The sequence below is a fragment of the Janthinobacterium aestuarii genome, from assembly GCF_046113285.1.
In the GTDB taxonomy this organism is placed as follows: domain Bacteria; phylum Pseudomonadota; class Gammaproteobacteria; order Burkholderiales; family Burkholderiaceae_D; genus Janthinobacterium.
Genome location: NZ_CP142524.1, coordinates 4,389,254 through 4,414,226 on the forward strand (window position 1 = coordinate 4,389,254; position 24,973 = coordinate 4,414,226).

The 24,973-nt window shown below is 63.8% G+C and carries 23 protein-coding genes; 10 read left to right on the forward strand and 13 right to left on the reverse strand.

What is annotated here, in order from left to right; translation table 11 throughout:
- Positions 1-10 precede the first annotated feature (10 nt).
- Positions 11-1,558, reverse strand: coding sequence for a DUF1800 domain-containing protein (locus OX462_RS19650; RefSeq protein WP_409026857.1), 1,548 nt, complete (start codon positions 1,556-1,558; stop codon positions 11-13).
- 250 nt (positions 1,559-1,808) lie between these two features.
- On the opposite strand from OX462_RS19650, the gene OX462_RS19655 reads away from it, so the two are divergent.
- Complete coding sequence (locus OX462_RS19655; protein ID WP_070291358.1) at positions 1,809-2,186, forward strand: c-type cytochrome; 378 nt, start codon at positions 1,809-1,811, stop codon at positions 2,184-2,186.
- A 44-nt stretch (positions 2,187-2,230) separates the two neighbouring features.
- Here OX462_RS19655 and OX462_RS19660 read toward each other — a convergent pair whose 3' ends face one another.
- Positions 2,231-3,145 (reverse strand): LysR family transcriptional regulator, encoded by a 915-nt coding sequence (locus OX462_RS19660; protein ID WP_409026858.1) that lies wholly within the window; start codon positions 3,143-3,145, stop codon positions 2,231-2,233.
- Between the two features lie 226 nt (positions 3,146-3,371).
- On the opposite strand from OX462_RS19660, the gene OX462_RS19665 reads away from it, so the two are divergent.
- On the forward strand, positions 3,372-4,385 hold the full coding sequence (locus tag OX462_RS19665) for a zinc-binding alcohol dehydrogenase family protein (RefSeq protein ID WP_409026859.1): 1,014 nt from the start codon (positions 3,372-3,374) through the stop codon (positions 4,383-4,385).
- Between the two features lie 2 nt (positions 4,386-4,387).
- Here the strand turns inward: OX462_RS19665 and OX462_RS19670 are convergent, their stop codons facing one another.
- A complete protein-coding gene (locus OX462_RS19670) occupies positions 4,388-5,656 on the reverse strand; it encodes a glycerate kinase type-2 family protein (RefSeq protein ID WP_409026860.1) in 1,269 nt (422 codons plus the stop codon).
- Between the two features lie 90 nt (positions 5,657-5,746).
- Between OX462_RS19670 and OX462_RS19675 the strand changes: the two genes are divergently transcribed.
- Positions 5,747-6,100: a YnfA family protein gene (locus OX462_RS19675; protein ID WP_070291362.1), complete on the forward strand. Its 354-nt coding sequence runs from the start codon at positions 5,747-5,749 to the stop codon at positions 6,098-6,100.
- Here the strand turns inward: OX462_RS19675 and OX462_RS19680 are convergent, their stop codons facing one another.
- Together OX462_RS19680 and OX462_RS19685 are read right to left on the reverse strand one after the other, a co-directional pair.
- Positions 6,101-6,502 carry a TerB family tellurite resistance protein gene (locus OX462_RS19680; RefSeq protein WP_121668895.1) on the reverse strand — a complete coding sequence of 134 codons (402 nt, stop codon included), beginning with the start codon at positions 6,500-6,502 and terminating at the stop codon, positions 6,101-6,103.
- A gap of 68 nt (positions 6,503-6,570) precedes the next feature.
- Positions 6,571-7,533, reverse strand: a complete 963-nt coding sequence (locus tag OX462_RS19685) for a TerC family protein (protein WP_099409921.1) — start codon at positions 7,531-7,533, stop codon at positions 6,571-6,573.
- Between the two features lie 160 nt (positions 7,534-7,693).
- Here OX462_RS19685 and nhaR point away from each other — a divergent pair, with 160 nt between their 5' ends.
- Positions 7,694-8,593 (forward strand): transcriptional activator NhaR, encoded by a 900-nt coding sequence (gene nhaR, locus OX462_RS19690; RefSeq protein ID WP_099409922.1) that lies wholly within the window; start codon positions 7,694-7,696, stop codon positions 8,591-8,593.
- Between the two features lie 115 nt (positions 8,594-8,708).
- Positions 8,709-10,043, forward strand: coding sequence for a chloride channel protein (locus tag OX462_RS19695; protein ID WP_230505879.1), 1,335 nt, complete (start codon positions 8,709-8,711; stop codon positions 10,041-10,043).
- Here the strand turns inward: OX462_RS19695 and OX462_RS19700 are convergent.
- From OX462_RS19700 to OX462_RS19725, 6 genes are all read right to left on the reverse strand, one after another.
- Positions 10,033-10,527 (reverse strand): MarR family winged helix-turn-helix transcriptional regulator, encoded by a 495-nt coding sequence (locus OX462_RS19700; protein ID WP_409028767.1) that lies wholly within the window; start codon positions 10,525-10,527, stop codon positions 10,033-10,035. The genes OX462_RS19695 and OX462_RS19700 overlap by 11 nt on opposite strands.
- 79 nt (positions 10,528-10,606) lie before the next feature.
- Positions 10,607-11,425, reverse strand: a complete 819-nt coding sequence (locus OX462_RS19705; RefSeq protein ID WP_409026861.1) for a toxin-antitoxin system YwqK family antitoxin — start codon at positions 11,423-11,425, stop codon at positions 10,607-10,609.
- Between the two features lie 10 nt (positions 11,426-11,435).
- Positions 11,436-12,563 carry a toxin-antitoxin system YwqK family antitoxin gene (locus OX462_RS19710; RefSeq protein WP_409026862.1) on the reverse strand — a complete coding sequence of 376 codons (1,128 nt, stop codon included), beginning with the start codon at positions 12,561-12,563 and terminating at the stop codon, positions 11,436-11,438.
- Between the two features lie 159 nt (positions 12,564-12,722).
- Positions 12,723-14,558, reverse strand: coding sequence for a lipid A export permease/ATP-binding protein MsbA (gene msbA, locus OX462_RS19715; RefSeq protein WP_409026863.1), 1,836 nt, complete (start codon positions 14,556-14,558; stop codon positions 12,723-12,725).
- 107 nt (positions 14,559-14,665) lie between these two features.
- On the reverse strand, positions 14,666-15,049 hold the full coding sequence (locus OX462_RS19720) for a hypothetical protein (RefSeq protein WP_143449971.1): 384 nt from the start codon (positions 15,047-15,049) through the stop codon (positions 14,666-14,668).
- A gap of 45 nt (positions 15,050-15,094) precedes the next feature.
- Positions 15,095-16,057, reverse strand: coding sequence for a Dyp-type peroxidase (locus OX462_RS19725; RefSeq protein WP_180279053.1), 963 nt, complete (start codon positions 16,055-16,057; stop codon positions 15,095-15,097).
- A 155-nt stretch (positions 16,058-16,212) separates the two neighbouring features.
- On the opposite strand from OX462_RS19725, the gene OX462_RS19730 reads away from it, so the two are divergent.
- The gene (locus tag OX462_RS19730) at positions 16,213-17,637 is read left to right on the forward strand and encodes an aminotransferase-like domain-containing protein (RefSeq protein ID WP_409026864.1); all 1,425 of its coding nucleotides are present in this window, start codon (positions 16,213-16,215) and stop codon (positions 17,635-17,637) included.
- A 5-nt stretch (positions 17,638-17,642) separates the two neighbouring features.
- Here the strand turns inward: OX462_RS19730 and moaA are convergent, their stop codons facing one another.
- Both moaA and OX462_RS19740 read right to left on the reverse strand, forming a co-directional pair.
- A complete protein-coding gene (moaA, locus tag OX462_RS19735) occupies positions 17,643-18,731 on the reverse strand; it encodes a GTP 3',8-cyclase MoaA (protein ID WP_409026865.1) in 1,089 nt (362 codons plus the stop codon).
- 104 nt (positions 18,732-18,835) lie between these two features.
- Positions 18,836-19,111: a helix-turn-helix domain-containing protein gene (locus OX462_RS19740; protein ID WP_409026866.1), complete on the reverse strand. Its 276-nt coding sequence runs from the start codon at positions 19,109-19,111 to the stop codon at positions 18,836-18,838.
- A 197-nt stretch (positions 19,112-19,308) separates the two neighbouring features.
- Here OX462_RS19740 and OX462_RS19745 point away from each other — a divergent pair, with 197 nt between their 5' ends.
- Genes OX462_RS19745 through OX462_RS19760 form a run of 4 tightly spaced genes read left to right on the forward strand, consistent with a single transcriptional unit; the run spans position 19,309 to position 24,959 of the window.
- Positions 19,309-21,621, forward strand: coding sequence for an FdhF/YdeP family oxidoreductase (locus OX462_RS19745; protein ID WP_409026867.1), 2,313 nt, complete (start codon positions 19,309-19,311; stop codon positions 21,619-21,621).
- A 13-nt stretch (positions 21,622-21,634) separates the two neighbouring features.
- The gene (locus tag OX462_RS19750; protein ID WP_409026868.1) at positions 21,635-23,014 is read left to right on the forward strand and encodes a cytochrome ubiquinol oxidase subunit I; all 1,380 of its coding nucleotides are present in this window, start codon (positions 21,635-21,637) and stop codon (positions 23,012-23,014) included.
- A 30-nt stretch (positions 23,015-23,044) separates the two neighbouring features.
- Positions 23,045-24,025, forward strand: coding sequence for a cytochrome d ubiquinol oxidase subunit II (locus tag OX462_RS19755; RefSeq protein WP_409026869.1), 981 nt, complete (start codon positions 23,045-23,047; stop codon positions 24,023-24,025).
- A 13-nt stretch (positions 24,026-24,038) separates the two neighbouring features.
- A complete protein-coding gene (locus OX462_RS19760) occupies positions 24,039-24,959 on the forward strand; it encodes a bestrophin family protein (protein ID WP_409026870.1) in 921 nt (306 codons plus the stop codon).
- Positions 24,960-24,973 lie beyond the last annotated feature (14 nt).

Consider the following 24,973-nt stretch of genomic DNA (forward strand, 5'->3'; position numbering starts at 1 on the left):
TCCTTTCAATCTAGCGGTGCATCATTTCCGGCGAAGAGAGCAAAAATGTATTCCACTCCTGCGGCGAGGCGGCCTGGTCCAGGGCCTGGCGCGTGGCGGCACTCAAGGTCGGCTGTAGCGACTGGTAGTACAGGGCGCTGGCCAGCTGGGGAAACGCGACCTTTTCCTGTGGCTGCGGGCCGTCCGTCTTGAACAGGCCGGCGCTGCCCGAACCGATGGTGCGGGCGATATCGAAACGCGTCGTCATCTGGCCGGGGCTGGCCCAGGACGCATCCGTCAGCGGATAGCCGTCCGGCGTCTGGCGCCCGTACAGGGGCTGTCCCATGCGCGCGAGCCAGCTCAGCATGGGACCGGCGTTCAGGATGGGCTTGTCGTCATAGCTGAGGCGCACGGCCGACACCACATAATGCATGGGATCCTTGAATTTCTTGCCCAGCGACTGCCTGAACTCGGGACTGCTGAACATGGTCTGCAACACGTCGGCGATCATGCCGTCGCTGTGCTGGAAGGTGGCCGCCATGCGCGCCACCAGCGCTTCGGGAGGGTTATCTCCCACGAAATACTGGGCCAGCTTGCCGCTGATAAAGCGCGCGGTGGCGGGACTGCGGCTCAGGCGGTCCAGCGCTTCATCGAGTTCGGCCAGTCCCCGCCCCTTCACCGTTTGCCCGAGGAATTGTTTATCGCCGTAATCGTGGCGGTTCGGATTGAATTCGAACAGGCCCCGGCGCACGTATTGCGATTGCAGCGCCGGTTTCACCTTCGGCATATCCGTGCCCAGGTTGACGCCCACGCCGGTGAGGATACGCGCCAGTTCCTGCACGTCGGTCTGGCTATAGCCGCCGTTCACGCCCAGGGTGTGCAGCTCCATCAGCTCGCGCGCATAGTTTTCATTGATGCGCTTGACGGCATTGGCTTCATTATCGAGGTAGCGCAGCATGGCCGGGTGGTGGACGGTCGCGCCCAGCAAGTCGCGGAATTTCCCCAGGGCATGCGGCGCGATGGCGTTCGCCTCGTAATCGCCGACCATGGCGCGCAAGTTGTGCTTGCCCTGGTGCACGCTGAAATGGTTGAGCCAGAACCAGCTCAGCTGCTGCTGCAGCTGGTTCGGCGAATACACGTCGAGCAACAGCGAGCGCGTGGCCGCCTCGCGCGCCAGGCGGTTCAGTTCCTGCTGGTACTCCTTTTGCGCTTGCTGCTTCGCCATGTCGTCCATGACGCCGGCCGACTCCTTGCGCTTTTGCTCCACGGACATGACGAGCTGATCGAGCGGCACCTGGCTGATGGTCATGGCGTCGATCTGCGCCTGCACGGCGGGCGGCAGGCTGGCTTTGCCTGGGTGTAACTGCGCCTGCAGGTAAGCGTTCCAGCCTTCCTTTTGCAACTGGCGCACGCTGCCGCCGTTCACGCCCCAGCTGACGCGCTCGAGCATCGCGATGCCTTGCGCGGCATTGTCGGGCGCGGCGATGGCATGCTGCGCGGCCGGCGGCGCCGTCGCGGCACAGCCGGCCAGCAACAGCAGGGACATCAAGGTCGTCGGCAATAATCGGTTCGGGGTCATGGCGGTCCTTCAAGCGGTTTCATGCAGAATGCCTGAGGGTACGCCCAGGTTGACGTGCGCATGATTGCCATTTGCAACGAGTTGTAATCAAACGGGCTTGTTCGCCAGCCGATCGCGCGCGGGCGCGGGCACGTTAGCAATGAACAATCTCGGATAAAATGTTATCGAGAGAATGGCGCACTGCAATGGCAGCTGCGTATTTTCTCTTAAACCAGACATTATCCATACAATACGTCCACATTAAAAAGAAATGAAAATATTATTTATCGCCGCATTGGGAATCTTATCGTTCATTCAAACGCCCTTATCCTTCGCCGAGAATCTGAATGGAAAAACCCTGTATGTGCAGCGATGTGCCGTGTGCCACGGAGCAGAGATCAAGGGAACCGGGCCATTGGCGAATAAAAGCAATCCCCCTACACCGGATCTGACGACGGCCGCTTTTAAAAAACGTCTGAAGGATTATCCGGGTGTGATCGTATCGTCGGTCATACTGCGCCCGAATGGCGATTTGATTCCAAAGACCTTGAAAGAGAATGGCGTCAAGATCGCGCCATACGCCTGGCGGGTAAAGGATTTTCGCGATTTGAATCAATACATGAGTGATGTGATTTTCAAAAACCGCTGATCTTGAAATCAGCGGAGTACACCTCGCGCAGGAATACTCCGAAATCAATTATCCTGTTTGAATAACTCCACGCACTGATCCCGCAGGAAGTCGCGCAACTGCAGCACCAGCGGCGTCACCTGCGCCCGGTGCGTGCAGACCAGGTGCAGGGGCGTCGCCTCGCCCGCCACGTCGGGCAACAGCGCTTGCAGGCGGCCGGTGGCCAGGTCGCCAGCCACGTCGAGCCGCGATTTGTAGGCGATGCCCAGGCCCGCCACGGCCCAGCGGCGCACGAGGTCGGCGTCGTCGGCGCTGCGGTTACCGCTGACGGCAATCGTCACCTGCTCGCGCTGGGGCAGGCGGTAAAAAGTCCAGCGGTCGTGCAAGCCGTCTTCCAGCGCGAAGCGCAGGCAATTGCGCTGCGACAAGTCTTGCAGCGCGAGCAAGGGGCCATGTTCGCGCAGGTAGCCGGGCGAGGCCACCAGCACTCTGTCGTTGGCCGGGGCGATGGGCATGGCGATCATGCTCGAATCATCCTGCTGGCCATAGCGGATGGCCACGTCGACTTGCTGGCGCACCATGTCGGCCACCCGGTCGCTGACGCTGAGCTGGTAGTGCAGTTTCGGATGGCGCGCCTGGAATGCGTCCAGCCAGCCCAGCATCAGGTTGCGGCCCAGGTCGGAAGGCATGGCAATTTTCAAGGTTCCGCCGAAACTGTCCTTGCCGGCCAGCAGTGCGTCATGGCCCGCGCGCAGCAGGCGCAGGGCTTCGCGCGCATGCTCGAGATATTGCGTGCCTTCCGGAGTCAGGCTCAGCGAACGGGTCGTGCGGGCCAGCAGGCGCAAGCCCAATTCCCGTTCCAGGCGCTTGACGGCGGCGCTGGCCAGCGCGGGCGAGATGCCGATCTCGCGCGCGGCCGCCGACAAACTGCCCCGGTCAGCCGTGCGGACAAACACCTGCAAGTCATCGAGTCGCAGCAATTTTCAGCATTCCTTTGAAAGTGTTTCGGTACGCGCCCTCTTTTTCGCTGGCGAGAAAATGGCCATGATACGTCATCAAGCCTGTATGGCGTAGGTCGGATGAGGTCCAAAGGACCGTAATCCGACAACATTGTTGGCGTGGCCGATGGTGGTGTCGGATTACGCGCGGTACAGCCGCGCTAATCCGACCTACCCGACTCCATCACTGTTTTACCAAAGGAAGAATATGAAAGCCATCGCCTACCACCACAGCCTGCCCATCACGGATGCCGACGCCCTGCTCGACATCGAGCTGCCCGTGCCCGCCGCCACCGGACGCGACCTGCTCGTCGCCGTCAAGGCCGTCTCCGTCAATCCCGTCGACACCAAGGTGCGCCAGAACCGCGCGCCGAAAGACGGCCAGCCCGAAGTGCTGGGCTGGGATGCGGCCGGCGTCGTCACGGCCGTCGGCCCCGACGTCACCCTGTTCCAGGTGGGCGACAAGGTCTGGTACGCGGGCGCCATCAACCGCCCCGGCAGCAACAGCGAATTTCAATTAGTCGACGAGCGCATCGTGGGCCACATGCCGGCCAGCCTCGATTTCGCCCCGGCCGCCGCCCTGCCGCTCACGGCGATCACGGCGTGGGAATTGCTGTTCGACCGCCTGCAGATCAGCCGCGACAAGAGCCTGACCGGCAAGTCGCTGCTCGTGATCGGCGCAGCGGGCGGCGTCGGCTCCGTGCTGGTGCAACTGGCGCGGCAGTTGACGGGCGTCACCATCATCGGCACGGCCTCGCGCGCGGAAACGGCCGATTGGGTCAAGCAACTGGGCGCCCACCACGTGATCGACCACAGCCTGCCGCTGGCCACCGAAATCACGCGCCTGGGCTTGCCGCCCGTCGATTACGTGATCAGCCTGAACCAGACGGACAAGCATTTCGAGCAGATCGTCGAACTGATCGCGCCGCAGGGCAAATTCGCCCTGATCGACGACCCCGAGCACATCGACGTGCGCAAGTTCAAGGGCAAGAGCGTGTCCTTGCACTGGGAACTGATGTTTACCCGTTCGCTGTTCCAGACGGCGGACATGGTCCAGCAGCACGCCTTGCTCGAGGAACTGGCGCAGCTGGTGGACGCCGGTATCATCAAGACCACCGTGGCCGAGCGCTTCGGCACGATCAACGCGGCGAATCTGAAGCGCGCGCATGCCCTGCTGGAAAGCAATACGGCCAAAGGCAAGATCGTCCTTGAAGGGTTCTAAACTCAGGTAATCAGAATGGCCCGGAAATCATTGACATTCGTCAATGTCGGGCCCGTGATCACACTATCTCCCAGCGCCTGGAAGAAGCCGTGTCCATCGTTGTTGTCGAGGCTATCGCGGGGCTTGATGCCCTGCGCCCAGGCACGCTGCAGGGTGTCGGGCGCGAGATAAGCGCCGGCGATGTCTTCCTGGCCGTCGACGCCATCCGTGTCGCCGGCCAGCGCGTGGATGCCCGCTTGCCCATCCAGCGCGATGCCCAGCGCCAGCAAAAATTCCACGTTGCGCCCGCCGCGGCCCTTGCCGCGCACGGTGACCGTCGTTTCGCCGCCCGACAGCAGCACGCACGGGGCGGGAAACGGCTGGCCCCGCATCGCCGTTTGCAGCGCGATGCCGGCCATGACTTTGCCCACGTCGCGCGCCTCGCCTTCCAGGCTGTCGCCCAATATATACGGCGTGACGCCGGCCGCGCGCGCCACGGCGGCCGCCGCCTCGAGCGCCATCTGCGGCGTGGCGACCAGGGTCGTGCGCGTGCGCGCCAGCCGTGGGTCACCGGGTTTCACGGATTCGCCGCGCCCGCTTTCCAGCGTTTTTCTTATGCTGTCCGGCAAGTCCATGCCATAGCGGCGCACGATGGCCAGCGCGTCCTCGCACGTCGTCGCGTCGCCCACCGTGGGGCCGGAGGCGATATCGCCGAGCTTGTCGCCAGGCACGTCGGAAATCGCCAACGTCACCACTTGCGCCGGATGGCAGGCAGCCGCCAGCCGGCCGCCCTTGATGGCGGACAAATGGCGGCGCACGCAATTCATTTCGCCGATGGTGGCGCCCGACGCCAGCAGCGCGCGGTTCAACGCTTGCTTGTCTTCCAGGGTGATGCCGTCCAAAGGCAATGCCAGCAGCGACGAGCCGCCGCCCGAGATCAGGCACAGCACCGTGTCGTCCGCCTGCAAGTTGCCCACCAGATCCAGCATGCGCCGCGCGGCCGCCATGCCGGCCGCATCCGGCACGGGGTGCGACGCTTCCACGATCTCGATGCGTTCACAGGGCACGGCATAGCCGTAGCGCGTGACGACCAGCCCCGACAGCGGCCCCGGCCAATGCCGCTCCACGGCTTGCGCCATGGCGGCCGACGCCTTGCCGGCGCCGATGACGATCAGCCGGCCCCTGGGCGCGGGCGGCAGGTGGGGTGGTATGCAGTGCGATGGCTGCGCCGCCTCGACGGCGGCATGGAACATGGCTTGCAGCAAGGCGCGCGGCGCGGGGGGCGTCGTCATGGTGTTCTCCTCGGGTATCCGAACCCGATCATAGCAGGGACGGCGCTGCCCGGAGACTACAATGGCGGCTTGATCACGAACAGGAATGCAATGAGCGACGCCATCGAATGGACCAGTCTTGCCCGCACTTTCGGGCTGTTTACCGTCACGGCCGTGGCTGAACTGCTGGGCTGCTACCTGCCCATGCTGTGGCTGAGCAACAAGGGCAGCGCCTGGCTGCTGTTGCCGGCCGCCCTCAGCCTGCTGATCTTCGTGTGGCTGCTGACCCTGCATCCGGCCGCCAGCGGCCGGGTCTACGCCACGTATGGCGCCGTCTACATCGCCACGGCGCTGGGATGGCTGTGGCTGGTGGACGGCGTCACGCCCGCCTGGACGGATGTGACGGGCGTGGGCCTGGCCCTGGCCGGCGCCGCCGTGATTGCCATGGGACACAAGGCAGCGTAATTACGCCGCGTGCTGGCGGAAATTCGTTTCCGCCGACCACGCCGCGCTGGCGCGGGCCAGCAGTACGGCTTCGCCATCGGCCAGCCAGTCGTCCGCGTCGGCAATCTTCCACATGGCTTGCAGCAGCTTGCGGCGCAAGTCCGGGTCCGTGATTTCATCGAGCAGGCTGTCGATCACGCCATGGGCCAGCTGCACGGCGCCATGCACGGTCGACGTCAGCATGTCGTCGCACAGGTCTTGCAACAGCTGTTGAAAAGCGGCCGGCGCCAGGTCGATATGTTCGAGGATCTTGCTGCGGTGCATGGCTTGCAGCTCGGCGCTGGCCAGGTTGCCGTCGACCACCATCATCAGGGCCAGGATACGTCCCGCTGCCTGGGGACTGTTCGTTTCATAGGTACGCATAGTTTTTACTTTCCATTGTGAGTTTAAAAAGCGCGCCACCGCCTTGCGGGGCGCGCCGTACTGCAGTTTTACTTTTTGTCGCTGCGGGTGATGAATACGCTCGCCACGCAGCTCGACACGATCAGCACCGCCACCACCAGCAGCGACGCTTCCACCGGCACGTGGTACCACGGCATGATCAGCATCTTGGCGCCGATAAACACGAGCACCATCGCCAGGCCATACTTGAGCATGTGGAAGCGGTCAGCCACATCCACCAGCAGGAAGTACAAGGCGCGCAAGCCCATGATGGCGAACAGGTTCGACGTGAAGACGATGAACGGGTCCGTCGTGATGGCGAAGATCGCCGGGATCGAGTCGACCGCGAACACCAGGTCCGTCACCTCGATCAGGATCAGCACGAGGAACAGCGGCGTGACATAGCGCAAACCGCCCTTGGCCACGAAGAAACGCTCACCGTGGTCGCCATCGGCCACCCGCAAGTGGCGGCGGGCAAAGCGCAGCACGGGGTTGTTCGCCACGTCGGGCTCCGCGTCGGCCGCCACCAGCATGCGCATGCCGGTAATCAAGAGGAAGGCGCCGAACAGGTACAGCACCCAGCTGAACTCGCTTACCACCCACGCGCCGGCCATGATCATCACGGCGCGCATGACGATCGCGCCCAGCACGCCATAAATCAACACGCGGCGCTGGTACTGGATCGGCACCTGGAAGGCGCTGAAGATCAGCAGGAAGACGAACACGTTATCGACCGACAGGGCTTTCTCGATCAGGTAGCCGGAGAAAAACTCCAGCGCCTTCTGGTTGGCGATCTCGGGTCCGGCCGTGCCGTTCAGATACCACCACAGGCCGCCGTTGAACAGCAGGGCCAGGCTGACCCACACGAGCGACCACGTCGCCGCTTCCTTGACACTGACCTTGTGCGCCTTGTTGCCGCCGAAGACGAACAGGTCCAGCGCCAGCATGAACAGGACGAATACGATGAAGCCGGCCCACATGGGTGCCGTTGCAATACTCTCCAGGCCGTTCATCGGCGGCCTCCGCAACCGTCTGTCTCTATCCTGATGCCCATGGCACTCTCCTTGCATGAATTGAGCAGTCATCATAGGCTGAATATAAACATCGAACAAATCGAATATAATTTACGAATACATCGAAAAAATCGATGTAGTAATTTTGCCGGGAACAAACATGTCCACACTCAACTTCAAGCACTTGCGCTATTTCTGGATGGTGGCCAAGACGGGCAGCATCGCCCGCGCGGCCGAGCAGCTGCACCTGACGCCGCAATCGATTTCCGGCCAGCTCAGCGACTTTGCCGACACCCTGGGCGTGGAACTGTTCCGCCGCAGCGGGCGCAAGCTGGAATTGACGGAGACGGGCAGGCGCATCCTCAGCCATGCGGAAGAGATTTTCAGCACGGGCGACGAATTGCTGGAAATCGTGCGCGACCAGTCGCGCACGGCGACGACCACGTTTCGCGTCGGCTGCGCCGATTCCGTATCGAAACTGATCGCCTGCCGCCTGGTCGAACCGGCGCTGGGCCTGGCCGAACCGCTGCGCATGATCTGCCGCGAAGGCCGGCTGGCCAGCCTGCTGGCGGACCTGGCCGTGCACCGGCTGGACCTGATCATCGCCGACCGCCCCATGCCGTCCCACTTGAGCGTGCGCGGCTACAACCACCTGCTGGGCGAAAGCGGCATGACCCTGTTCGGCACGCCGGCCCTGGCCGCCACCCTGGAAGGCGGCTTTCCGCTATGCCTGAACGGCGCGCCGCTGCTGCTGCCGGGCGAGGATTTCGCCATCTACGGCCGCCTGCTGCAATGGCTGGGCGACAACCACCTGCACCCGCGCATCGTGGGCGAGTTCGACGACAGCGCCATGATGCAGGCCTTCGGCCAGTCCGGCGCCGGCCTGTTCTTCGCCCCCACCGTGATCGCGCCCCAGGTGTGCGAACAGCATGGCGTGGTGGCGCTGGGCCGGGTCGACAGCCTCGTCGAGCAGGTGTATGCGATCACCACGGAGCGGCGGCTGAGCCACCCCGCCACCATCGCCATCAGCCAGAGCGCGCGGCGCGAGCTGTTCGTGTAGTAGTTCCACAACTGAAGTTCCACAATTAAAACCCCGCAAATACATTTGAGCAAATACATCTATATAATGACAAGCCTCCCCGACGCCCTGCGCGCCCCTTCCTGGACTTGCCGCAATGAAGCACTTGCACGACATCCCCTCTGCCTTCAAGCATGAATTTGCCAACCCGCGCCTGTGGTGGTCGCGTGCCGTCGTCGTCGGCATGGCCGCCGTCGCGGGCCTCGTCGTCGTGGGCTTTACGTGGCTGGCGGAAACAGCGCTCGATTGTTTTCTCTTTTTTAACGGCAAGGCCTGGTGGTTCGCCCTGCTGTGGACACCGGCTTGCGCCGCATTGCTCGTCTGGCTGACGCGCCGCTATGCCGTGGGCGCGGCCGGCTCCGGCATCCCGCAAGTGATGGCCACGCTGGATCCGGCCGTGGCGCCCGAGCAGCGCTCCTTGTTCGTGTCCCTGAAACTCAGTGCCGCGAAGATAGTCCTGACGGCGGGCGGCTTGCTGGGCGGCTTGTCGCTGGGGCGCGAAGGGCCGTCCGTGCAGATCGCCGCCGGCGTGATGCTGGCCGCGCGCCGCTGGCTGCCGCGCCATTCGCAGGTGAGCGCCCATTCGCTGCTGGTGGCGGGCGGCGCGGCCGGCATCGCGGCCGCCTTCAACACGCCGCTGGCGGGCGTCATGTTCGCCATCGAAGAATTGTCGCGCTCGCCCGAGCAGCGCAACAGCGGCCTCATCGTCGCCGGCATCGTGCTGGCCGGTATGATGGCCGTGTCGATCCACGGCAACGCCACCCATTTCGGCATCATCCATCCCGGCCCCATCGGCCTGGCGCTGGCCCTGCCAGGTTTATTGGTCACGTTGGTGGCGGGCGTGGCCGGCGGCCTGTTCGCGCGGCTGCTGCTGGCGTCCGCCCGGGGCAATCCGCTGGGGAAATTGTCCGCGTGGAGAACAGGCCGGCCCGTGCTGTTTGCCGCCGTCTGCGGTTTGCTGGTGGCGGCCATCGGCATCGCCAGCCACGGCGCCACGTTCGGCAGCGGCACCGTGGCCACGCGCGCCATGCTGGAAGGTTCCAGCGACGTGGCGCCGGCCTTTGTGGCCTTCAAATATGTGGCAACGTGGCTGACCGTGTGGTCGGGCGTGCCGGCCGGCATCTTCGCGCCATCCCTGGCCATCGGCGCCGGCATCGGACATGACATTGCGCAATTGCTGCACTATCCGCACGCGCCCGCCCTGATCGCGCTGGGCATGGTGGGCTTCCTGGCCGCCGCCACGCAGGCGCCGCTGACGGCGTTTATCATTGTCATGGAAATGGTCGATGGCCACGGCATGGTGCTGAGCCTGATGGCCTGCGCCGTGGTGGCCAGCACCGTCTCGCGCGTGCTCAGCGAGCCGCTGTACGGGGCGCTGGCGCAACTGCAGCTGCAACGGTTGCCGCAGGCCAGCCGGGACACTACATCGTAAACGGAAACGGCTGCATGCCCGCCTGCCTGTCATCGGGGGAGACGACGGCCAGCAAGGCGTTCAAGCCCTGGTTCAGGTGCGCCAGGCTGTCGGGGTCCAGCTGGGCCAGCGCGCTGGGCAGCAAGCCGCGCGCCGGCTGCGGCGCGCCGGCGATCACGGCTTGCCCTTCCGCCGTCAGGGTGAGCGTGACGACGCGCTGGTCGGGCTGGTCGCGCGCCTTACGCACATAGGTTTTTTTCACCAGCGCCTCGACCAGGTTGCTGGCCGTCGTCTGGTGTATCGACATCTTGCCGGCCAGCTCGCCCATGCGCAGTCCCGGCCGCTCCAGCAATTCCTGCATCACCCACAGTTGCGCGCCAGACACGCCGCATTGCTTCTCGATCTGCGCCGAGTGCCGCTGCGCCGCGCGCATGACGACGCGCATGTTTTGCAAGGCCATGCCCTGCGCTCTGGCCACCGCCGAAATGTCCGCTTCCACCACCATTGCCTCCGTTATCGTACCGGCTGCGCGCCTGCTGGCGGGCCGGAATCCCTGCATGATACCTGCAAAGGCGGGGGGATTCCTAGCGCATGGGGACTGACTCTCCAGCTTGCCAAGCCTGCTCCAGCACCAGCTTGCCAGCCTGGTCCCACTGGCGCTCGATGCCCTGTTTCTTGTCATGTTCATACGGCACGACCTGCTGCGGGCTGCCGTCCGCGTACCAGGTCTGCAGCAAGCCATGGCGCTGGCCGTCGCGCATGGGCGTGACACTGGCGCGCGCGCCGTTGTCATGCCATTGCGTCACGTCGCCCTGCTCGCGCCCTTGGGCATCCTGCTGCCAGGCAACGGTCGGCCGGCCATTGCTGCCCCACTTCTGCATGCTCAGCAGCTTGCCCTTGCGGTACAGCGCTTTCTGCGCCAGCTGGCCATTGTCATGACTGTCGAACGACCAGCCGTCGGGCTCGCCATGGCGCCACATCGTGCTGGCGAGCACCTTGCCGTCCGGCGCCAGGGTGACGGCCTCGCCATCCTGCTCGTCATGGATGAAATGGCTGCGCTGGAACAGCTTGCCGTCGGCGTAAAACACTTGCTGCAGCCCATGCATCCTGCCGCCTTTCAGGAAGGCGCGGCTGCTTACCTTGCCATTCGGGCCATACGACACATACTCGCCATCGGCCATTTGCTGGCCGTGGTAGCGGATGCGGTTCATCAGCTGGCCATTCTCATGGTAAGACTCGACAATACGGTCGCGTCCGTTCGGCAGCCGGGTCACCTTTTGCTTGAGCTGGCCGTTGTCATAGAACGACGTGCCGCGAGCCGGCGCCTGCGCCTGCGCGGCCACCGGCAGCACCGTCATGAGCGCTGCCAGCAGCGCCAGGCGCATTTTCTGTGCATACCGCATGCCGCCCCCCCTACTGCGCGGCCACCGGCTGGCCATCGTGCCACGCCTGCTCCAGCACCAGCTTGCCCGTCTTGTCCCACTGGCGCTCGATGCCGTGCTTCTTGCCGTGTTCGTACGGCACGATCTGCCGCAGGCTGCCATCGCTGTACCAGGTCTGCAGCAAGCCGTGGCGCTGGCCTTCGACAAACGGCGTCACGCTGGCGCGCACGCCGTTGGCATGCCAATCCGTCGTGTCGCCATGGTCGCGCCCCTGCGCGTCTTTTTGCCACGCAAACACGGGCCGGCCATTCGGGCCCCACGTTTGCAAACTGAGCACGGCACCTTTCTGGTACAGCGTCCTGTTCGACACGACGCCATTGCCATGGCTTTCAAACGACCAGCCGTCGGGCTGGCCGTGCACCCAGACGGTCCGGGCCAGCACCTTGCCGTCCTCGGCAAGCATGACAAACTCGCCCTCGCGCTGGCCATCGACGTGCCGTCCCCTTCGGAACAGCTTGCCATCCGGATAAAACGATTCCTCCACGCCATCCATCTGGCCATTGCGGCGATACGAGCGGTTGCTGACGGCGCCATTCGCGCCATACGACACGTGCTCGCCATCGGCCATCTCGTCGCCGTGGTACAGCGTGCGGCTCATCAATTGGCCGTTCTTGTGATACGTTTCCGAGATGCTGTCGCGCCCGTTCGGCAGCGGCGTGACCTTCTGCTGGATCTGGCCATTCTCGAAGTACACGCAGCCGCCCAGCAGCTCCTCGCCCTGGGCATTGAAATAGGTTTCCCGTAACAGCTGGCCATTCTCGTAGTAATACTTGCGAAACTTTACGAACCTGATCTGACTCAGGTCCAGATCCGTGGCATAGGTTTCAAAGGCCAGCACGCCCGGCGTGTCGGGAAATTCGAGCCGCACATGCCAGGCGCCCAACGCCTCGTCGCGCACGGGCGGCGTGCGCAGCGCATACACGGCGCGGCGCTGGTTGCTGGGCATGAAATTTTCATCCAGATACATGGTGTGGTCTTCCTCCTGCAAGGTTGGCGTTGGCATTTGCCCTTCGGGCTGTTCCTGAGCCGCCAATGGCAGGGCTGCGCCCATGCCCAGCGCGGCGGCCAGCAGCCAGCGCATCGTCTGTTGATTCTTCATGTTGCTCCATTGTTCATGTTGCTTTGCGGCCACTATCATAAAGGCAAGCGCCGTTCGCCATGGGCACGATTGCCGCCCCAACAATAAAAAACCGGGACCAGACCTGCTGGTCCGGCCCCGGTCCGGGGACATGCGCTGGCGCGGCAAGCGTGCCACACATCAGCCCATGCCATCCTTGACAGGCGACAACTGGCTCGCATGCAGCCGTGCATACGCGCCGCCCTGCTGCAGCAAGGCGGCATGGCTGCCCGACTCGACCAGGCGGCCGCCCTGCATGACGACGATGCGGTCGGCGCTTTCGATGGTGGATAAGCGGTGGGCGATGACGATGGTGGTGCGGTTGCGCATCAGCACTTCCAGCGCCGCCTGCACGGAGCGCTCCGACTCCGTGTCCAGCGCGCTGGTCGCTTCATCGAGCAGCAGGATCGGCGCATCCTTGTACAGGGCGCGGGCGATGGCCAGGCGCTGGCGTTGCCCGCCCGACAGGCGCGAACCGTTCTGGCCCGCCTGGGTCGCGTAGCCTTGCGGCAGCTGCATGATGAAGTCGTGCGCATACGCGGCGCGCGCCGACGCTTCGATGCGGGCCATGTCCGGCGCCGGGTCGCCATACGCGATATTCGCCGCCATCGTGTCGTTGAAAAGGATCACGTCCTGGCTGACGAGGGCAAACTGGCGCCGCAGGGCCAGCAAGGCGTAGTCGCGCACGTCGACGCCGTCGAGCAGTATCCGGCCGCCGCTGACGTCATAGAAGCGCGGCAGCAAGCCCAGCAAGGTCGTCTTGCCGCCGCCCGAGCCGCCCACCAGGGCCACCGTTTCGCCGGCGCGGATGTCGAGCGTGATATCGCTCAAGGCCGTGGGCGCATCGGGATCGTCGCTGTTGTAGCGGAAGTGCACGTTCTGCAGAGACAGATTGCCTTGCACGGTGGCCGGGGCGATGGTGCCCGGGTCCGGTTCCAGCGGCGTGTCGATCAAACCGAAGACGGACTCGGCCGCAGCCAGGCCCCGCTGCAGCGGCTCATTGATCTTGGTCAGGTTCTTGATCGGCGACTGCATGGCCATCAGCGCGCCCATGAAGGCAACAAAAGCGCCCGGCGTGATGGCGCCGCTTTGCGCTCGCAGCATGGCGAAATAAATCACGGACGACAGGGTAATGCCGACGAGCATCATGATGAAGCCGGAATTCATGGCCGAGGTGGCCGCGTGCTTGACGGCCAGCTGGCGGTTGCGCTTGACGACGTTGCCGAAGCGCGCCTGTTCATAGTCCTGCCCGCCGAAGATTTTCACCACGCGCTGGCCGCCGATGCTTTCATCGAGCACGGATGTCAGCTCGCCCACGGCTTGCTGCGAACTCTTGCTCAGGTGGCGCATGCGCCGTCCCGCCAAGGTCACGACGATGGCGACGATGGGCATCGAGGCCATGCAGAACAGGGCCAGTTTCACGTCGATGCTGAACAATAAAATCAGGTAGCCGACGGTGGCGACGGAATCGCGCACCATCACGTTGAGCACGTTCAAGCCCGCCTGCGACACCTGGCTGGCGTCGAAGGCCACGCGCGACTGCGTCAGGCTGGTGGTGGTGGTATCGAAGAAGCGGCTGGGCAGGCGCATGATGGTGGCGAACATCTTTTCGCGCAAATCGGCCTGCACCCGGCTCGATAGCCAGACGGAACCGTAATCGCCGGCAAAGCTCGACACCATGCGCAGCACGGCCAGGCCCAGGATGGTGGCGGGAATCACCCACAGATCCACCTGTCCCGCCTGTGCCGGCAAGAAACGATCAACCCAGCCCTGCAGCATGCCCATCACGCCGGACACGGGCGCGACCTGCGTGCTGGCCGTCGTGCGCATGGCGTCGACGACGTTTTGCAACTGGCGGATTAACAACACATCGGTGGCGGACGCCACGCCCACGGCCAGCAAAGTGGCGGCAACGATGGCGCCATAGCGGCGAAACTGGCCGGCCAGGCGGAAGAACAGGAGGCGACTTTGCTGCATGCAGGTGAGAAAAGTAAGGGTAAAACGTGATTCTAACCGCTGCCAGACTCACCTATGAGAAAGTCGTCACCTTGCCGGCGCAGGACCGGCAAGGAAAACACGGACGATCAGCTCTTCGCCACTTTCCACGCGGCCGTGCCAGCCTTGCAGACTTTCAGCTTGAGGGTCTGTTCCTGGCCCTTGGCGTTCAAGCCCACCTGCACCTTGCGGCACGTTTGCACGTCCGTCTTTTCCGTGTCGCTGGCCGTGATGTCGGCGGCGATGCGCACGGAATTGCGCAAGCCTTCATTGCTCCATTGCACGGTTTCGCCATCCTTCTTGTCGTTGAGCACGTCGGTGACGGCTTTCACGAAGACGGGCTTGTCGTTCTTGTTCAGGTAAGCCATCGGCGTATCGGCCAGGAAACCCAGGCCGACGGCGGAAGCGGAAGCGCTGAAGACGGCGCTGCCCATTATCAGGGTGGACAGCAGTGTGGCGGGACGAATACGCATGGAAAACTCCTAGTTAAGTAAAAATAGGGGCCGCCGGGGCGGCCCTTAGCCGGGATCCGCCGGCGAAATACCCACGGCCAGCAAGGCGTCGATGCTGGGCACGAAATAGATCGCCGACGACAGCGCCGTGGAAAAATCCAGCAGCCTGTCCGTCTTGGTGACGCCATCATAGCCTACGCCGTACATTTGCCGCAGCATGCCCATGGTCACGGTGATGTCCTTGCAGAAACCGACAAACATGACGCCCGCCTCGGTCGCATTGGCGTAATTGGCATTGCGGCGCACGATGTCGACTTCCTCGCCATCGCGGATAAACTGGTTGCGGCCCACGTGAGAATCGACGGGCAGCGGCGACAATTCGTGGCTGCCGGCCTTGGTGCGGCCCCACACCTGCTCCGCCGCGTGCACGGGCAAGGCGCGCAGGCGCTCCACGTCCATGCGCCATTTCTGCAGCAGCACGGTGGAGCCGCCCGCGCCCGCCTCGCCGTCCGGGATGATGGCCACGCCGTTGGCGCGGAACGGATTCGGATTCGCGACGCCGTCGGCAAAGCCGTCGAAGGTCACGTTATTGTGATACGGAAAACACACCTGCTCGCTGGCCAGATCGGCGTAAGGGCTCAGCAAGGTGAGCGTCGTGCGCATGCTGTCGTACAGGGTGGCCGCGTTCGATTGCGTGATCCAGACCCAGAAATCGTGCTGGGTGGCCGGCGCCGTCTTGCCATTGGCGCCCACGAGGTCTTGCGCGAACGATGCCATGTTGTCCGGCACGCAGCCGGGGCAAGCGGCGCGCCACAGCTCGGGCTTGAATCCCAGCACCACATTGGCCGTGCCGCCTGTTAACTGATGGTGGCGGTTCAGGGTGGGATCCAGGATGCCCGTGACCTGGGATTCCCACAGTTTGCCCAACACCCTGAACAGCTGCTCCGGTTTAACGCCGGCCTTCACATTGAACTGCAAATGCACTTCGTCGCGCGCGACGACAGACAGCATGCTTTGTGGAATTGCCATGACAGATGTTCCTCTTTTAGTTTTCTCTATGAATATTAAACCAGAAGTGCAGCCTGGGAGTTTCATTTAGGCAACATGCGATAACTGTAACTATAGGTCGTCATGAATTGGACGATAATGCAATGACGTAGAGCAAGATTCAAGAATGGATACCAATGAAATTGTATGAAAAGCTCGTCAGCGACATCGAGCAACTGGTGACCAAGGGCGTGCTCTTGCCCGGCGAACGCATACCCTCCGTGCGCCAGACCAGCCAGCAGCACAAGCTGAGCATCACCACGGTGCTGCGCGCCTACGTCAAGCTGGAAAGCATGGGCGTGATCGAAAGCCGGCCCCAGTCCGGCTACTTCGTGCGGCCTCGCGCCGACGGCGATGCACAGCCGGCCGACCTGTGCATGCAAGCCTCCCAGCCAAGCACCGTGCCTGCCGAAGTGCACGTCAGCCGCCTGGTGCTGTCGACCCTGCGCTCGATCGGCTTGCACGACGCCATCCCGCTGGGCTCGCCCTACCCCGACCCTTCGCTGTTTCCCTGGGAACGCATCAACCAATACGCGGGCGCCGTGGCGCGCCGCAACCGCGAGTGGAACATGACGGACGACCTGCCGCCGGGCAACCCGCAGCTGATCCGCGAAATCGCCCGCCGCTACATGGAAAACGGCCTGGCCGTCGATCCCGACGAAATCATCGTCACCGTGGGCGCCACGGAAGCGATCAACCTGTGCCTGCAAGCCGTGGCCAGGCCGGGCGACACCATCGCCGTCGAGTCGCCCACCTTCTATGCCATGCTGATGGCCGTAGAACGGCTGGGCATGAAGGTGGTGGAAATCTCCACCGATCCGTACGACGGCATCAGCATCGAAGCGCTGGCCGACATCATGGCCCGGCAACCGATCGCCGCCGTCATGGTGATGCCGAACTTCCAGAATCCCCTGGGCTTCCAGATGTCCGACCAGCGCAAGCGCGCGCTGTATCAGCTGCTGGAACAGCACGACGTGCCCGCCATCGAAAACGGCGTCTACAACGAGCTGTATTACGGCGACGCCCACCCGTCCTCGCTCAAGTCGTACGACCGCAAGGGCCTGGTGCTGCACTGTTCCTCGTTTTCCAAGAGCCTCAGCTCGGCCCAGCGTGTGGGCTGGGCGCTGGCCGGGCGCTACCGGGGCAAGGTGGAGGAACTCAAATTCCTCAACACCCTGGCCACGTCCTCGTTTCCGCAACTGGCCATCGCCGAATACCTGCAAAACGATGGCTACGAACAGCATCTGCGCCGCACCCGCAAGGCCTACGCCCAGCAGGCGCGCATCATGGCGGCCGCCGTGCTGCGCTTCTTTCCTGCTGGCACCAAAGTCTCGCAACCGCAGGGCGGCTACGTGCTGTGGGTGGAACTGCCCGGCAACGTGGATTCGATGCAACTGTACCGGCGCGCGCTGGAATGCAAGATCACGGTGGGCCCGGGGCGCATGTTTTCCGTCAGCCAGGCTTACAAGCATTGCATCCGCCTCAACTACAGCTATCCGTGGAGCGTGGAGGTCGAGCAAGCCATTATTCTGCTCGGCAAACTGATCACCGAATTCTTGTAGACCATTCACCCACCCACCAGCGACATGCGCACGGTGGGATACTGCTTGCGCTGGGCGCCGCCGGCCTGGGCCAGCGCGCCGCGCACTTCCGAGTAGCGGTCGCCACGGCGCTGCCAGTGCCGGCGCAGCACGGTTTCCAGCCCTTGCTCGGTATCCAGATGGGGCCGCAGGTCGAGGCCGTCGTGGGCGAACAAACAAGTAAACAGCTTGCCATCGGACGACACGCGCACGCGGCTGCAGTCGCCGCAGAACGGCTGCGACACGCTGGAAATGAAACCCACTTCGCCGCCGCCATCGAGGTAACTGTAGCGGCTGGCCGTTTCATGCGAGATCGGCTTGCCTTCGCCCAGCGATACAAGGGGAAATTCTGCCGCGATCAGCGCGCGCGCCGCGTCCGACGTGACGACGTGCGTGCGCGACCAGGCGCCGATGCCGCCCACGTCCATGAATTCGATCAGGCGCAGGATCACGCCCGTGTGGCGGAAGTGGCGCGCCAGCGGCACGATCTGGCTGTCGTTGACGCCTTTCTGCACGACCATGTTGACCTTCACGGGATGCAAGCCCACGGCTTGCGCTACCTCAATCCCGTGCAGCACTTTCTCGACGGGAAAGTCGACGCCGTTCATGCGCTGGAAGATGCCATTATCCAGACTGTCGAGGCTGACGGTGACCCGGTCCAGGCCCGCCTCCTTCAGCGAGCGCGACTTGGCCGCCAGCAAGCTGCCATTCGTCGTCAGCGCGATGCTCACGGCGCGCCCGTCCGGCGTGGTGAGTCTCGCCAGCATCTCGATCAGCTGTTCCAGGTTCTTGCGCAGCAGCGGTTCGCCGCCCGTGATGCGGATTTTATCCACGCCCAGGCGCACGAAGGCGCGCGCCATCGTTTCGATCTGGTCGAAAGACAGGCGCTCGCTCGATGGCAGAAACGGGTAATCGCTGGGGTACAGCTCGGCCGGCATGCAATAGGTGCAGCGGAAGTTGCACTGGTCGATGACGGAAATGCGCAAGTCCGTCAGGGGACGGCCCAGCATGTCCACGCACGGCGCGATATGGTCTGGCTGCCGGAGTGCTGGCTGCGGATACAGGATGGTGTTCATTGTGCTTCCCCCTTGATGTGCATTCGTCAGGACGTAGCATAGGGCGAATGGGGCCAGGCCAGCAGGTACAGTCCGGCGCCGGGCGATAGAGTACAGATGCGGCTTTACTCTGCCGGCGGCGGCGCGAACACGCTGGCGCACAGCTGCGCCCCCGCTTCGCTGAGCAGCGCGCTGCCGCCGCCGCTCTCCGCCGTCGTCACGTTCACCAGTTGCGCGCTGGACAGCGCATTGAGCTGGCGCAACAAAGTGCTCATCTGTACCCCTGCCCGCTTGGCCAGCTTGGCCAGCGACCACGGTTTCTCGGACGCTTCCTGGCGCGCCTCCCACAGCAGCGCCAGCAGGGCTATCAGCGCCGCGTCGACTCCGTCTTCATGTTGCATATTGTTCCTCGTTGAAGGCTGGAAATGCGCAATGCACTTCCCTCGTTTGCATCATAAGTCAGCGGCATGGCGGGTGCGATGCAAATCGGCGCATGCCCATCTGTACTCTGTTTTTTTGTCCGGAACTGTGCGCCTACGGGACGGTCCGCCGCCCCTACCATGTGATTGTCCCATCGCATATCACCAGGAGAGTCATCATGAGCAAGCCAAAGTCCGACGCGCGCATCGCGCCCTATACCCATGCCGCGGCCGGTTGGGGAGCACTCAAGTACGTGGCCATCAATCTGTTCAAGGAAAAAGTCAGCGCGGGCAATTACCGTTCGCTGTTCGAGCAAAACCAGCCCGACGGCTTCGACTGTCCCGGCTGCGCCTGGCCCGACCGCGAACACGCATCGACGTTTGAATTCTGCGAAAACGGCGTCAAGGCCGTGGCCGCCGAATCGACGAGCAAGCGCGTGCGTCCCGAGTTTTTCCAGGAGCACACGGTCACGGAATTGATGGAACAGTCGGACTATGATCTGGAACAACATGGCCGCCTGACGGACCCCATGGTCTACGACGCGGCCAGCGACAAATACCAGGCGATAGCCTGGGACGACGCGTTCGCCCTCGTGGCGCACCATTTGCACGCGCTGGACGACCCGAACCAAGCCGCCTTCTACACGTCTGGCCGCGCCAGCAACGAAGCGGCCTTTTTGTATCAGCTGTTCGTGCGCGCCTACGGCACGAATAACTTCCCCGACTGTTCCAACCTGTGCCACGAAGCGACGAGCCGTGGCTTGCCGGAAACCGTCGGTATCGGCAAGGGCACGGTGCTGCTCGACGATTTCGAGCATGCGGACACCCTGCTGCTGTTCGGCCAGAACCCGGCCACCAACCACCCGCGCATGCTGGGCGAATTGCGCGAAGCATCGCGCCGCGGCGCCACCATCGTCTCCATCAACCCGCTGCACGAACGGGGCCTGGAGCGTTTCACCAGCCCGCAGCATCCGCTGGAAATGCTGACGGGCGGCAGCACGAACATCTGCTCGCTGTTCATCTGCCCCACCCTGGGCGGCGACTTCGCTCTGATCAAGGCCATGGCCAAGCGCGTCGTCGAGCTCGATGATGACGCCATCGCCCACGGCCAGGAGCGCGTGCTCGACTGCATCTTCATCGCCGAACACACGAGCGGCTTCGACGCCTTCGCCGCCGACCTGCGCGCGGAAAGCTGGGACTTGCTGCTGGCCGAATCGGGCGTGGCGCGCGACAAGATCGAAGAGCTCACGCAAATCTACGTGAAGGGCAAGGCCGTCATCGCCACCTGGGGCATGGGCGTGACGCAGCACAAGAATTCGCTGGCCACCGTGCAAATCCTGTCGAACTTGATGATGATGCGCGGCAATATCGGCAAGCGCGGCGCGGGCCTGTGCCCCGTGCGCGGCCACTCGAACGTGCAGGGCGACCGCACCATGGGCATCGAGGAACAGCCGACCAAGGAATTCCTCGACCGCCTGGGCCTGGTCTTCGGTTTTGAACCGCCGCGCCACCACGGCTACGACGCCGTCGGCACCATCGAAGCCATGCTGGAGAAAAAGGTGAAAGTGTTTGTCGCCCTCGGTGGCAATTTCTCGATGGCCACGCCGGACACGCCGCGCACCTGGGACGCGCTGCGTTCGTGCGACCTGACGGTGCACATCGCCACCAAGCTCAACCGCAGCCACCTCGTGCACGGCAAGGATGCGCTGATCCTGCCTACGCTGGGCCGCACGGAAATCGACGTGCAGGGCGGCGTGGCACAAGGCGTGACGGTGGAAGACTCGATGAGCATGGTGCACATCTCGTTCGGCATGAACCAGCCCGCCTCGCCCAATCTGCGCTCGGAAATCGCCATCGTGGCCGGCATGGCGCAGGCGACGCTGGGCAGCGACAAGATCGACTGGCTGCGCTATTCCGGCAATTATGCGCTGCTGCGCGATTCCATCGAGCAAGTATTCGATGACTTTTTCGACTACAACTTGCGCATCGCCAAGCCGGGCGGTTTCCACCTGAAAATCGCCTCGCGCGAACGCGTGTGGAAGACGGCAAGCGGCAAGGCGCAATTCCTCGTCAACGCCGTCGAGCTCGACACGCCGATCCATCGCGCGCGCCAGCAATACGGCGAGCGCCTGATGGTGCTGATGACGACGCGTTCGCACGACCAGTACAACACGACGATCTACGCCATGGACGACCGCTACCGCGGCGTGTTCGGCCAGCGCCGGGTCGTCTTCATCAACAAGGACGACCTGGCCATGCTGGGCTTTGCGGCCGGCGACTGGGTCGACCTGATCGGCGTGTGGCATGACGGCATCGAACGCCGCGCCGACCGCTTCCTGCTGGTCGAGTACGACATTCCGCGCGGCTGCATCGGCGCCTACTACCCGGAAACCAATCCGCTGGTGCCGCTGGGCAGCGTGGGCGAAGGCTCGCGCACGCCGACCTTCAAATCCATCCCCGTGCTGCTGGCGCCTTCGGCCGCCGCCAGCTGAACAGGAGAACGCCATGTTCGGTTTCGATACCCTGGACCTGTCGCGCGCACAATTTGCGATGACGGCCATCTTTCACATCCTGTGGCCCATCTTGACGATCAGCCTGTCGCTGTTCCTGTTCGTCGTCGAGGCGCTGTGGCTGCGCACCAGCGACCCCGTCTACTACCGCCACGCGCGCTTCTGGAGCAAGCTGCTGGTGCTCAACTTCGCCGTCGGCGTCGTCAGCGGGATTCCCCTGGAATTCCAGTTCGGCACCAACTGGGCGCCGTTCTCGCACCATTCGGGCCAGTTCATCGGCAACATCCTCGGCTTCGAGGGCGCCATGGCCTTCATGCTGGAAGCGGGTTTCATCGGCGTCATGATGTTCGGCTGGGGCCGCGTACCGAAGGGCGTGCACCTGTTTGCCACCGGCATGGTGGCGCTCGGTTCCAGCATTTCCTCGTTCTGGATCATGGTCGCCAATTCCTGGATGCAGACGCCGGCCGGCGTGCGCGTGCTTGATGGCAAGATCATCGTCACCGATTACGTGGCCGCCATCTTCAATCCCGACATGGCCTGGGCCGTGGGCCACATGTGGGTGGCCGCCGTGGAAACGGGCTTGATCGTCATCGCCGGCATTTCCGCCTGGTATATGTTCAAGCGCCGCGAGCCGGCCTTCTTCGCCCGCTCGTTCAAGCTGGCGCTGATGCTGTTGCTGGTCATCGCACCGTTGCAAGTGTGGCTCGGTGATTCGAGCGGCGTCGACGTCTTCAAGACCCAGCCCGCCAAGGGCGCGGCCATCGAAGGCCACTGGCACACGAATCGCGATGGCGAAGGGGCGGCCTGGTCCCTGCTGGCCTGGCCCAACCAGGCGGAGCAGAAGAACGACTGGTCGCTCGAAGTGCCCGGCATGCTCAGCGTGATCGCCACGCATAGCGCCACGGGCAAGATCACGGGCCTGGCCGACATCGCCCGCGCAGACCAGCCGCCCGCGCTGCCGCTGCTGTACTACGCGTTTCGCGCCATGGCCGGCATCGGCATGTGGTTCGTGCTGCTGGCGTTCTGGACCTTTGTGGCCTGGCGCAAGGCAGGTGGGCGGGTGCAGGAGTTCGTGCGCAACCGCAAGCTGCTGCTGGCCTGGGTGCTGACGATACCGCTGCCGTATATCGCCGTCGAATGCGGCTGGATCGTGCGCGAAGTGGGACGCCAGCCATGGGTCGTGTACGGCCTGCTGCGCACGCGCGACGCCGTCTCCGACGTGGCCGCTCACGCTGTGGCCGGCAGCATGCTGATGTTCTTCGTGTTTTACATCGTGCTGTTCGTCACTTTCTTTGTATTTGCCAGGAAATGGCTGCAACAAGGCCCGGACGTGACGCTGCCCCTGCCGGACGCCGCCCATGCCGCGGGGTATTGAGATGCGCCCCCATCAATCAAGGAGTATGTAATGGATATCAATTCGCATGCCATGCTGGGCAATGCCTGGTTCGGCCTGATCGGCCTGATGCTGGTGTTTTACGTGGTCACGGACGGCTTTGACCTGGGCGTGGGCATCCTCAGCCTGTTCACGCGCCGCGAGCAGGAACGCAACCTGATCTTCCAGTCGATCGAGCACGTGTGGGACGCCAATGAAACCTGGCTGGTGGTGGTGGGCGGCGCCCTGTTCGGCGCCTTTCCCAGCGCCTACGCCACCCTGCTGGAACAATTGTACATTCCCATCATGCTGCTGATCGCCAGCCTGATCATGCGCGGCGCCTCGATCGAGTTCCGCCATGCGGCCGGCAACAAGCGCCTGTGGGACCTGGTCTTCGGCGTGGGCAGCCTGCTGGCCGCCGTGGCGCAGGGAGTGGTGCTGGGCGAGGTCATCACGGGCTTGCAGCCGGGCCCGCTGAGCGGCACCTTCACGGCGTGCACGGCGCTGGGCGTGGTGGCCGGCTATTGCCTGCTGGGCAGCACTTATCTGATCAAGAAGACGGGCGGCCAGCTGGAAGCGGCGGCGCGCCGTTACGCGACCACCAGCGTGCTGGCGACGGTCGCGGCCGCCATCGTGCTGTCAGCCGGCACCATGGTCTTCAGCGCCATCGGCCACGACCGCTGGGCGCAGCCGGGCGTGTTCGGCGTGCTGCTGGCCCTGGCCGCCGTCGCCGCCAGCGCGTTTATTTACATCCTGTGGGCCGTGCACGTGAATGGCGTGCGTGGCCCCTTCCGCGGCGCCATCGTGCTGTTCCTGGCGTCGTTCGCGGGCCTGGCCATCAGCTTCTTCCCCGACCTCGTGCCGGGCAAGCTGAGCATCGCGGCGGCCGCGTCCGATGAGCCGACCCTGATCTTCATGCTGATCGGCATGGGCACGATGCTGCCGATCATGATCGGCTATAACCTGTTCCAATACTACGTCTTCGAGGGCAAAGTCGTGCCCCGCAAGCATTGATCGGCATCAGATCATGATCATTCGGCCTACCACCAACTGGTTCCGCATGCTGTTCGTCTGGAACGGCTCGGTGCTGCAAGCCATCATCCCGCAACTGCTGCTGATGCTGGTCGTCAGTTCGCTGGCCTTGCTGACGGACGGCCGCATCTTCGGCGTCAAGATTCCGCTCGATACGGCGCCGTTCCCCATGGTCGGCATCAGCCTGGCGATCTTCCTCGGCTTTCGCAACAACGCCAGCTATGCGCGCTTCGTCGAGGCGCGGCATATCTGGGGGCAATTGCTGATCGCCGCGCGGGCCCTCGCTTCGCAGGCGCTCACGTATCTGCCGCAGCAAACGAGCGGCCTGGACCACCAGTTGCTGCTGCGCCGCCTGATCGCCTTCGTCTACGCGCTCAAGCACCAGCTGCGCCAGACCGACCCGCAGCAAGACCTGGCGCGCTACCTGCCGGCCGAAGAAGTGCAGCGCTTGCAGGGCGTCAACTTCAAGCCCATCGCCATACTGCATGCGGTGCGCGCCATGCTGCACGACGCCGTGCAGCGCCAGCCGGGCCAGACGCAGCTGCTGTGGATGCTCGACACCCAGCTCAACGACCTGGCCGCCACCGTGGCCGGCTGCGAGCGCATCAAGAACACGCCGATTCCGTATCCGTATGGCGTGCTCGTGCACCGCACCGTCTACATGTACTGTTTTTTACTGCCGTTGGGCCTGGTGGACGCCATCGGCGTGGCCACGCCCCTCATTTCCGTCTTCGTTGCCTACACCCTGTTCGCGCTGGAAGCCATCGCGCAGCAGATCGCCGAACCGTTCGGCCTGGCGCCCAACTGCCTGGCCCTGAACGCCATGACGCGGGAAACGGAACGTTCGCTGCTGGAATTGAACGGCGACCCGCTGCCGCCTTCGATACGGCCCTGCCCGCGCTATCAGATCGATTAACTGGAGGAAAAATC

Bases quoted from the DNA above. Each gene is read 5' to 3' on its own strand.
- OX462_RS19650 (WP_409026857.1), bottom strand. From the start codon at position 1,558: ATGACCCCGAACCGATTATTGCCGACGACCTTGATGTCCCTGCTGTTG.
- OX462_RS19655 (WP_070291358.1), top strand. From the start codon at position 1,809: ATGAAAATATTATTTATCGCCGCATTGGGAATCTTATCGTTCATTCAA.
- OX462_RS19665 (WP_409026859.1), top strand. From the start codon at position 3,372: ATGAAAGCCATCGCCTACCACCACAGCCTGCCCATCACGGATGCCGAC.
- OX462_RS19670 (WP_409026860.1), bottom strand. From the start codon at position 5,656: ATGACGACGCCCCCCGCGCCGCGCGCCTTGCTGCAAGCCATGTTCCAT.
- OX462_RS19675 (WP_070291362.1), top strand. From the start codon at position 5,747: ATGAGCGACGCCATCGAATGGACCAGTCTTGCCCGCACTTTCGGGCTG.
- OX462_RS19680 (WP_121668895.1), bottom strand. From the start codon at position 6,502: ATGCGTACCTATGAAACGAACAGTCCCCAGGCAGCGGGACGTATCCTG.
- OX462_RS19685 (WP_099409921.1), bottom strand. From the start codon at position 7,533: ATGAACGGCCTGGAGAGTATTGCAACGGCACCCATGTGGGCCGGCTTC.
- nhaR (WP_099409922.1), top strand. From the start codon at position 7,694: ATGTCCACACTCAACTTCAAGCACTTGCGCTATTTCTGGATGGTGGCC.
- OX462_RS19695 (WP_230505879.1), top strand. From the start codon at position 8,709: ATGAAGCACTTGCACGACATCCCCTCTGCCTTCAAGCATGAATTTGCC.
- OX462_RS19700 (WP_409028767.1), bottom strand. From the start codon at position 10,527: ATGGTGGTGGAAGCGGACATTTCGGCGGTGGCCAGAGCGCAGGGCATG.
- OX462_RS19705 (WP_409026861.1), bottom strand. From the start codon at position 11,425: ATGCGGTATGCACAGAAAATGCGCCTGGCGCTGCTGGCAGCGCTCATG.
- OX462_RS19710 (WP_409026862.1), bottom strand. From the start codon at position 12,563: ATGAAGAATCAACAGACGATGCGCTGGCTGCTGGCCGCCGCGCTGGGC.
- msbA (WP_409026863.1), bottom strand. From the start codon at position 14,558: ATGCAGCAAAGTCGCCTCCTGTTCTTCCGCCTGGCCGGCCAGTTTCGC.
- OX462_RS19720 (WP_143449971.1), bottom strand. From the start codon at position 15,049: ATGCGTATTCGTCCCGCCACACTGCTGTCCACCCTGATAATGGGCAGC.
- OX462_RS19725 (WP_180279053.1), bottom strand. From the start codon at position 16,057: ATGGCAATTCCACAAAGCATGCTGTCTGTCGTCGCGCGCGACGAAGTG.
- OX462_RS19730 (WP_409026864.1), top strand. From the start codon at position 16,213: ATGAAATTGTATGAAAAGCTCGTCAGCGACATCGAGCAACTGGTGACC.
- moaA (WP_409026865.1), bottom strand. From the start codon at position 18,731: ATGAACACCATCCTGTATCCGCAGCCAGCACTCCGGCAGCCAGACCAT.
- OX462_RS19740 (WP_409026866.1), bottom strand. From the start codon at position 19,111: ATGCAACATGAAGACGGAGTCGACGCGGCGCTGATAGCCCTGCTGGCG.
- OX462_RS19745 (WP_409026867.1), top strand. From the start codon at position 19,309: ATGAGCAAGCCAAAGTCCGACGCGCGCATCGCGCCCTATACCCATGCC.
- OX462_RS19750 (WP_409026868.1), top strand. From the start codon at position 21,635: ATGTTCGGTTTCGATACCCTGGACCTGTCGCGCGCACAATTTGCGATG.
- OX462_RS19755 (WP_409026869.1), top strand. From the start codon at position 23,045: ATGGATATCAATTCGCATGCCATGCTGGGCAATGCCTGGTTCGGCCTG.
- OX462_RS19760 (WP_409026870.1), top strand. From the start codon at position 24,039: ATGATCATTCGGCCTACCACCAACTGGTTCCGCATGCTGTTCGTCTGG.